The organism is Xanthomonas sp. JL1, from assembly GCF_038405005.1.
The window spans coordinates 38913-46943 of sequence record NZ_JBBYGR010000013.1; the positions used below are offsets into that span (position 1 = coordinate 38913).

The 8031-nt window shown below is 65.8% G+C and carries 6 protein-coding genes; 5 read left to right on the forward strand and 1 reads right to left on the reverse strand.

What is annotated here, in order from left to right:
• Positions 1-10: 10 nt before the first annotated feature.
• Genes tssM through WJW29_RS03480 form a run of 3 tightly spaced genes read left to right on the forward strand, consistent with a single transcriptional unit; the run spans position 11 to position 5531 of the window.
• A complete protein-coding gene (tssM, locus tag WJW29_RS03470) occupies positions 11-3748 on the forward strand; it encodes a type VI secretion system membrane subunit TssM (RefSeq protein WP_042465176.1) in 3738 nt (1245 codons plus the stop codon).
• A complete protein-coding gene (gene tagF, locus WJW29_RS03475; RefSeq protein WP_011259979.1) occupies positions 3745-4728 on the forward strand; it encodes a type VI secretion system-associated protein TagF in 984 nt (327 codons plus the stop codon). The genes tssM and tagF overlap by 4 nt, the downstream gene beginning before the upstream one ends.
• On the forward strand, positions 4725-5531 hold the full coding sequence (locus WJW29_RS03480; RefSeq protein WP_012444331.1) for an OmpA family protein: 807 nt from the start codon (positions 4725-4727) through the stop codon (positions 5529-5531). Before tagF ends, WJW29_RS03480 begins: the two co-directional genes overlap by 4 nt.
• Before the next feature lie 52 nt (positions 5532-5583).
• On the opposite strand, the gene tssA is transcribed toward WJW29_RS03480, so the two are convergent.
• The gene (gene tssA / locus WJW29_RS03485) at positions 5584-6657 is read right to left on the reverse strand and encodes a type VI secretion system protein TssA (protein WP_011409224.1); all 1074 of its coding nucleotides are present in this window, start codon (positions 6655-6657) and stop codon (positions 5584-5586) included.
• Between the two features lie 610 nt (positions 6658-7267).
• Here tssA and WJW29_RS03490 point away from each other — a divergent pair.
• Positions 7268-7486, forward strand: coding sequence for a hypothetical protein (locus WJW29_RS03490; protein WP_011409223.1), 219 nt, complete (start codon positions 7268-7270; stop codon positions 7484-7486).
• A 120-nt stretch (positions 7487-7606) separates the two neighbouring features.
• Positions 7607-8031, forward strand: a 425-nt coding sequence (locus WJW29_RS03495) for a contractile injection system protein, VgrG/Pvc8 family (protein ID WP_258523073.1), incomplete at its 3' end; no start/stop codon positions are given.

The following is an 8031-nucleotide window of genomic DNA, read 5'->3' on the forward strand; positions in this document are numbered from 1 at the left end:
ACAGCACCCGATGTTCAGCAATCTCAGGTATTACCTTCGCGATTACCGTCTCTGGATGATTCTCGGCTTGCTCGCCGCCGCCGCAGTCGCCTACTTCGGCACCGAGGGCTTGCGCGAAATTGGCCTGTGGGCGGCGGCGGTGCTGGTGGTCTGTCTGACGATATGGCTGCTGGTGTGGATCGTGCGCCGGATCATCGCGCGCCGCGCTGCGCGCAGCCTGGATGCGATGGTGCAAGGCGAAGCCGATCGCGCGGTCGCCGCCGCGCAGCCGGCCAACCGCGCCGACACCGAAGCGCTGCGCTCGCGCATGTTAGAGGCGGTCAAGGCGATCAAGTCCTCGCGCCTGGGCGTGCTCAAGGGCAAGGCGGCGCTGTACGAACTGCCGTGGTACGTGATCATTGGCAATCCTGCGGCTGGCAAGAGCACCGCGATCCTCAATTCCGGGTTGCAGTTCCCGTTCGAGGACAATCGCGGCAACGTGATCCAGGGCATCGGTGGCACGCGCAATTGCGATTGGTACTTCACCATGACCGGTATCGTGCTTGATACCGCCGGTCGGTATTCGGTCAGTGTCGAAGACCGCCTGGAATGGCTCACCTTTCTCGCGCTGCTGAAAAAGCACCGGCCGCGCGCGCCGATCAACGGCATCATCATCGCCGCCAGCATCGCCGAACTGTCCGGTAGCAAGCCCGAGTTCGCGATCGAGCTGGCCAAGAACCTGCGCCAGCGCGTGCAGGAAATCACCCAGCGCCTGGAAGTGTTCGCGCCGGTGTACGTGGTGTTTACCAAGGCCGACCTGATCGCCGGCTTCTCCGAATTCTTCCACAATCTGGATCCGTCCGAGCGCGAGAACGTGTGGGGTGCGACCCTGCCCTACGATCCGACCGCCAATACCGATGCGCTGGCCGCCTTCGACACTCATTTCGACGAACTGGCCGAAGGCCTCAAGGAAATGAGCCTGGCGCACATGGCGATGCAGCGTGGGCGTCAGGTGTCGCCGGGCCTGCTGACACTGCCGCTGGAGTTCGTCGGCATCAAACCGGCGCTGCGCACCTTCATCGCCACGCTGTTCGAAGAAAACCCCTATCAGTTCAAGCCGGTGTTCCGCGGTTTCTACTTCAGCAGCGCGTTGCAGGAAGGCCATTCCGTGCACCACGCCTCCGAGCGGGTGAGCCGCCAGTTCGCGCTGCAGGCGCGTGCGCAATCCGGCGAAGCGGTGCCGTCGGGACAGACCGCTTACTTCCTGAAAGACCTGTTCCGCAAGGTCATCTTCACCGACAAACAGCTCGTCCGGCAGTACTCCAGCCCGCACCAGAACCGCCTGCGCTACGGCGTCTTCCTCGGTGGCGTCGCCGTGCTGGCGTTGGCGCTGGGTCTGTGGACCTGGTCGTACACCACCAACGTGCAACTGGTGAACAACGCCACCAAGGATCTGGATCAGGCCGTGCGCGTGCAGGCCAACCGGGTCGACTTGCAATCGCGCATCGACGCGCTGCTGCTGTTGCAGGATCGGCTCGAGCAGCTGGACCGCTACAAGCAAAAGGGCGGCATCACCTCCGGGCTGGGCCTGTACCAGGGCGGCAACATCCGCAAGAAGCTGCTGGCCGAGTACTACAACGGCATGCGCCAGGTGATGCTTGAGCCGACCACCGCCAATCTGGAGTCGTTCCTGGGGCAAGTGGTCAGCGAGCGCGACAGGCTCGGCAAGGCGGCCGGCCCGCAGCAGGCCGCGCAGCAAGACAGCGTGCTGTATCAGGACGCGTCGCCGACCGATACCAACGACGCCTACAACGCGCTGAAGACCTACCTGATGCTGGGCAACCGCAAGCACGTGGAGAGCGCGCACCTGACGCAGCAGCTGACCCTGTTCTGGCGCGGCTGGCTGGACGCCAATCGCGGCCAGATGACCCGCGAGGAGATGACCCGCGCGGCCGAGAAGCTGATGACGTTCTACGTCGCCCAGGCCGAAGATCCGCAGTGGCCGCAGGTGCAGACCAAGGTCACCCTGGTCAACGACAGCCGCGAGGCGCTGACCCGGGTGATGAAGGGCCAGCCGGCGATGCAACGCGTGTTCGCGCAGATCAAGGCGCGCGCGGCGGCGCGCTTCCCCACGGTGACGGTCAACGCGCTGATCGGCGAGGAAGCCAACAGCGGCGCGATCACCGGCAGCTATGCCATTTCCGGGGCGTTCTCGCGCGAGGCGTGGGAAGAATACGTCAAGGACGCGATCAAGGAAGCGGCCAATACGCAGCTCAGCACCACCGACTGGGTCCTGGACACGAGCGAGCAGAGCGACCTGTCGCTGGCCGGCAGCCCTGAGCACGTCGCGCGCGAACTGGTGACGGCGTACAAGCAGGAATACGCCAAGGAGTGGCGCAAGTTCATCCAGGGGATCAGCGTGGCGCCGTTCCATGGCTTCGACCAGGCGCTGTCGCGGATGAATCGCATCGGCGATCCGGCCAACTCGCCGTTGCGCAAGCTGCTGGAAAAGATCGACGAGCAGACCATCTGGGACAACCCGATGGCCGACGCCTTATCGAAGAAGGCGTCCGGCGGGGTCGTCGCCTGGTTCCAGCGGGTGATCCTGCGCCGCGATCCGGCCGAAGCCGGCAAAGCTGAGCAGCAGCCGGTCGGCCCGATCGGCAAGACCTTCGAGGGCCTGGCGCGGCTGATGACCAAGCGCACGGACCAGCCGGCGGTCATTGATGCCTACTTCGACAAGTTGGCCAAGTTGCGCACGCGCATGAACGCGATCAAGAACCAGGGCCAGATCGGCGTCGGCGCGCGCAAGCTGATGCAGGACACCTTCAGCAACGAAGGCTCCGAACTCAGCGCCGCGCTGACCCTGGTGGACGAGCAGATGCTGACCGGGCTGGATGAAACCCAGCGCGACGCGATGCGTCCGCTGTTGCTGCGTCCGTTGACCCAGACCTTCGCCGCGCTGGTGCCGCCGACTGAGAACGAGATCAACCGGGTGTGGGCGGCGCAGGTCTACGAACCGTTCCGTAACGGCATCGGCCAGCGCTATCCGTTCAACCTCAACACGGACGTGGATGCCGCCCCCGGCGACGTGGCTGCGATCTTCGGCGCCAGCGGCGCGATCGCCGCGTTCAACAAGGACGCACTCGGCACCTTGGTGATCCAGCGCGGCAACCTGCTCGAATCGCGGCGTTGGGCGGGCATCGGCATCACCTTGTCCAGCGAACTGGTGGCCAACTACGGCAACTGGGTCAGCGGCCAGTCCGGCGCGGTGGCCAAGGACGTCAGCATCTTCGAGCTCCTGCCGACGCCGGCGGTAGGCGCGATCGAATACACCATCGACATCTCTGGCCAGACGCTGCGCTACCGCAACACCCCGCCGCAGTGGATGACCATGCAGTGGCCGAACGCCGGTGCGGTGCCCGGTGCCAAGATCACCGCGGTCACCAGCGACGGGCGCAGCGTCGAGATGTTCAATGCGCCTGGCGACAATGGCCTTGGCCGCTTGATCAAGGCAGCCGCCCAGGAACCCGTGGACGATGCCACCCGTCGCTTCACCTGGAGCGACCAAGGCGTGTCCATCAGCGTGCAGATGCGCATCGTGCAGAGTGCCGGCAAGGCTACCGGGGGGGGGGACTGGCAGCGTGGCCTGCAACTTCCGGCGACGGTGGCCGGTAGCCCGACAACCGTCGGTGCCGATGCGCCAGCGGCCGCTGCGCCGCCCGGTTCGGTTCCGGCGGGTGCGTCCGCACAAGAAGGTGGCCAATGAGTCGCGAAGTCAGTGTAGGCGTCTCCTACTTCGGCAAGGTACCTTCCCGCGGCGATTTCGTGCGCGCGGCCGACAACCATCAACTGCTCGGCTGGCTCGACCGCTGGGCGGGTCTGAGCGTGGATCTGCTGAGCCAGAACCCGGACTGGAAGCGGCTCTACGACGAAGCGCCCGACATCCACTACGCGTTCCTGGGCTCGCGCAGCAAGATGGTGCTGTGCGGGCATTTCCAGCCCAGTCGCGATGCGTCGCAGCGCCGCTTCCCGTTGCTGTCGGCGGTCCGTCTGGAGGCCAGCGAGCCGCTGTCGTTCATCGCCCGCAGTCCGCTTGCGATGTCCAAGGTCTGGTCCGGGCTGTCGCGGATGGCCAAGCAGGCGATGGTCGCGGACGATGCCGGCCCGGCGCTCACCGCGCTCGCCGACACCCGCTACACGCTGAGCACCGACGCGTCGGCGTACAACGCCACCTTCAACGACTTCCTCGATATCCAGACGGTCGGCTCGATCGAGGCTTTGCTGCGCACGGCCGGCCATCCCGACGTGTCGTTGAAGAAACTGCTGCCGGCACTGGGCCTGCTGCTGCAGCCGATCCTCGCCGGCGGCAACGTGTCGGTGGACAAGGCGCTGGAGCTTCCGCTGGTGCAGGACGCGCTGTACCGGCCGCTGCTGGCCGCGTTCTGGCTGGACATCGTCGCCTGCTTCGTTGCGCGCGGCGATTTCGAACTGGCGGTGCTGATCCGCAACGATGCTGCACCGCGCATGCTGATCGGCTTCAACGGTGCCGACCACCAGGCGCTGCGCGCAGCGCTGGACCCACGCGAGGCCGGTGATTTCCTGATCCGCGTCCAGGACGCCGATTGGGTCGAGGACTACATGCACAGCGATTACAACCTCAACAAGCTAGCCAGCTATCTGGATCGGGACGACCTGGCGTTGAAGACGGCCCGCAAGTTGTTCGGCGAGACTTTCCTGGGGACATGAATATGCGACACCTGAGTGCCAAAACCCTCGCCCTGAGTGGCCTGATAACCGCGTTCGCCGCCTCCGCCCAGGTCGCCGCGCCTGCCGCCACGCCTGCCACGGGCGGTGTCGGCGAACGCCCGGTGATCGTGGAGGGCGTGGTGCCGGATCAGGCCACCAAGGCCCGCATCCTGAATAACCTGCGTGACACCTACGGCAGTGCCCGCATCGTCGATCGGGTGCAGGTCGAGTCGATTCCCTCGCCGCCGAACTGGGGCGAGTACGTCGCCAAGATGGTGTCGCCAGGACTCAAGCGCGTGGCTGCAGGCAAGCTCGAGGTCAACGGCCAGGCGGTGCGGATCAGCGGGCAGGTAGTCAACGAAGCGCAGCGGCAACAGGTCGCCAGTGACCTTAGCCTGGCCAGCAACACCTCCTACACGGTGACCAACAGCCTCAAGCTCGGCGGCTCGGAACAGGGCGTGCTGGACCAGACGCTGGGCAACCGCATCATCGAGTTCCAGAGTGGCAGCTCGCGGCTGACGCCGCTGGGCATGCGCATCCTCGACGAGATGGTGGAAAAGATGTCGCAGATGAAGGACGCGCGCTTCCTGATCATCGGCCACACCGACAATGTCGGCCAACGCGAGAGCAACCTCGCGCTGAGCCAGGCGCGCGCGCAGGCGGTGAAGGACTACATAGTGCAGAAGGGCATCGACGGTGCGCGCATGAACGTGCAGGGCAAGGGCCCCGACCAACCGGTGGCCGATAACGCCAGCCCGGACGGGCGTGCGCGCAACCGGCGTATCCAGTTCAAGATCCAGTAGGCGCCTGTGAGGCCGTCCCGCGCGACGCGCGGGGACGGGGCGGGTTCGTAACCTACTGCTCCAGGTTCTGGTTGACGTCCAGCATCTCTTCCATCTGGTTGAGGACGCTGCCGTCTTTGATAACCCGCTTCAACCACACGTGCAGCGGCATCTCGCCCCAGCGCGCGGCTTTTTCGGCCAAGTAGGCGACGGGGCTGTGCGGTTCGGTACGCCGGAAGAATTCGGCGACCTGACGCAGCTGCGCCAACGCTTCCTTGCGGGTGGTCGGTGCGCCGCCCGGCTCGCGTGGCGCCGGCGGCGGCGCCGACGGCGCGTCCTTGTTCGCGGCCGGGCCGAACCCGATGCCCGGCATGTCGTGCGGGCCGGCTTCGGCCTCGCCATCCAGCAGTAGCCCAGCATCGCGGGCGAACCGCGCCACGGTGCGCTGCAGGTGTTCCACCTGCTCGCGCACCGCGCTGAAGCTGGGTCCGTCGATGCCTAGGCGATCGTCCACCGCCGCCTGTAGCGACTGCAGCGCTTCGGCGCAATTGAGTAGCGCATCGACCAACTGCCGGTAGAAATCGTGAGGCGTATCGCGCCGTACGGCCTCGAGCAGGTCCAGGCTGGGCTGGCCTTCGTCGTCGCCGGATCCGGCATTGGCGCTGCGGGTATGCGCGGCCTCGAAAGCGTTGAGACCGAAACGGCCCTGCGGTCCCGAGGCGATCGGCACCGCGCGCAACCAATGCAGCGAATTGGTCAGCAGCCAGCTCAGGTTGCCGATGCGCTCTTCGTGGTCGCCATCGACGACCAGCGGGTGCACCTCGTCCCAGTACCGGTCGCATAGCCCGGCGATCAGCCGGTAACCCAGCGCCAGCCCGGCGAAGCCGTCGATCTGGGTGGTCGCCTCGGTCATCCAGCCGGCCAGGCGTAGGTCCTTGGTACGCGTCTGCAGCAGATCGCCGCACTGGCGGGCGACGCTGGACCAGTCCGCATACTTGATATCGGTCTGCCACTCGCCCTGGTCCAGGGTCGGATCGTCCGAGCGTCTGGCTTCCTGGATGCGATCGAACTCGATGGAGAAAGACAGGTCTTCGCCGGCCGGCTGATGGTCGGAAATCGGCGCCAGCAGGGCATCCAGATCCAGCATGGCAGTTCTCGTCGGTAAGGGGCGTTGGAGATTCTAGCGTGCCTTGATTGGGGCGGCGGGTCAGATTTCCCTGAAAAACCTGGCGGCGATGGAGCTGTCGCGCTACCTGCGGCGCGCGCTGTGCAGCGGCCTGCCGTCGGTTCCGGCGTGACACATGCGGTTGGCGCCGCCACGTCGTCGTCCCTAGGGGGGGAGGGGGGCGAGTCCGCTTGCCGGCGGCGTGGGCGCAAACCCTTGGTCTATATTGCCTTTGCGCAAGGAGCGACGCGCCGGTGCCAGCGCTGACCCTGTCATCGAAGATCCCCGGGCCGGCAAGCACGCGTGGACCACGCTGCCATCCTGGTCTATTGTTCGTGCCGTCCGGCGACTTTGCGCTGCCGTATACCGGGGGGAATTCCCACAGCGCGACCCGACGGATGCCACGGGGCGTTTTCGAATTGCAAATGCTGACAATGCAGACGGCGCAAGTGTGTCAAGGAAGCGGACTTCTTCATTTTTCCAAGGAGAGTGATCATGCGAACGCGTATTGCCAACTATTCGTCCGTGGCCTTCGTCGGCGCGTTGTGGGTGGCGCTGCTGCTGTTCGGCGTATTCGCGGCGGTATCGGTACATGAAGAGCGTGCGCGATCGCGTCGACGGCATCGGCGTGACGGCGATCCACCATGGAGAGGCCGGGTGTTCAGTCGCCGCCGCGCTGTCGCTGCTGACCGTCGGTTTGTGCAACGCGACGCCGTCTCTGCGCGCAAAAGGCGTCTGCGCGAAAGAACAGGCGCAGCAATGCCGGTACGTCGGCCGAGCCGCCAGGATTGCCCAAGCAGCACCGAACTGAGGGTGTGCCGCAGACGGGGGACCGTCATGCCCGCCGCAGTATTCGTCTGTTAAATTCGCCGTCCAGGGCCAGGAAACGATGTTGCCCGGGGCGCGATGGCCCGAGGACAGAGGTAGTGTGATGGAAGCACTGAATGCATTGATGTTTCAGGGGGCCTTGCTGTCCGACAGCGGTCGCCTATACCGCTTGCAGCTGCCTGGCGGGGATGTCCAGGTGGTGGAGCGCTGGAGCGGGTCGGAACGGCTGAGCGGCGGTTTTGAGTGGTGGGTGGACGTGCTGAGCACGCAGGCGGGCTTGCCGCTGGAGGCGTGGCTGGGGCGGCGCGCGACGCTGTACAGCCGGCTGGCCGATGGCGATGAAAGCCCGCGCACGGGGCTGATCCACGACGCGTACGCACTGGGCAGCGACGGCGGGCTGGCGCGCTACCGGGTAGGCTTGGTGCCGTGGACGTGGTGGTTGTCGCAGGGCCGGCACAGCCGGGTATTCCAGGAACGCACGCTGGTGCAGATCGTGGAAGCGGTATTCGCCGACTACGCGCCGATGGC